Annotated in this window: 1 protein-coding gene and 1 pseudogene; one reads left to right on the top strand and one right to left on the bottom strand. The window is 45.5% G+C overall.

Going from position 1 to position 796, the window contains the following annotated elements:
• Positions 1 to 255: pseudogene (locus R7R24_RS26105) on the top strand (hypothetical protein); the annotation flags it as partial.
• A 126-nt stretch (positions 256 to 381) separates the two neighbouring features.
• On the opposite strand, the gene R7R24_RS26100 reads toward R7R24_RS26105, so the two are convergent.
• The coding region (locus tag R7R24_RS26100) for an EAL domain-containing protein (protein ID WP_318120029.1) at positions 382 to 796 on the bottom strand (415 nt) is incomplete at its 5' end.

The raw sequence follows: 796 nt of genomic DNA, 5'->3' as shown, positions 1-796 counted from the left end.
GAAACGGCAGAACAAAAAGCGGAAAAGAAAGCGAAGAAAGAAACGCAATCTACTCGTAAAGAGAAGTCTCGCCAAAGCAAGCCGCCTAAAGCGAAAGGCACAGGACCTAAATCAACGGGTCGTAAAGCGGCACATAAAGAGCGCAAAGCACAAAAAGAAGCGTTGACTCAATCTGCTAAGAAAGGCAAGAAAGAAGACAAACCACAAGCAACGCGTGACCCGAAGAGTGGACGTAACTCTATCGACTTCTTCTAAGCGATAGAATCATATAAGCGATTGAATCTTAGCGTTCAAACCCATACATACCAAAAGCGCCGACATGTGTTCGGCGCTTTTTTGTTGGGATAGTTTGTGTGGCTTATGCGGCATGACGAGATAAGCTTAATGCACCGTGCATTGGCAGGTTGCGTATTCTGTCCAGTGATGAATTGCACTCGGTTTACCGAGATAAAACCCTTGATAATAATCGAGTTCCAGTTGACGCATGGCCTGCAGCTGGTTGTTCTCTTCAACCCCTTCGATAATCACTTTGGCCCCCATGGTTGCCGCTAGATCTACTGCACTTCGAATGGAAAAGGTATCACCAGCGCAATAATCGAGTAGATAAGAACGATCAATTTTAATTATGTCAGGACAAAGCTGCTGAACTCGGGCAATGTCGGAATGTTGCGCGCCAAAATCATCGATGGCAAAGATAAAGCCATTCGCTCTCATTAACTGTACGGCTTTGATCAGTAAATCAGTATCGCCACAGGATTCTTCTACAACCTCAAACACCACATCAGACGGGGTCATC

The sequence above is a fragment of the Vibrio sp. 704 genome, assembly GCF_033339295.1.
Note: the sequence above shows the minus strand (reverse complement) of the source record. Positions and strands in the feature narration are given on the sequence as shown.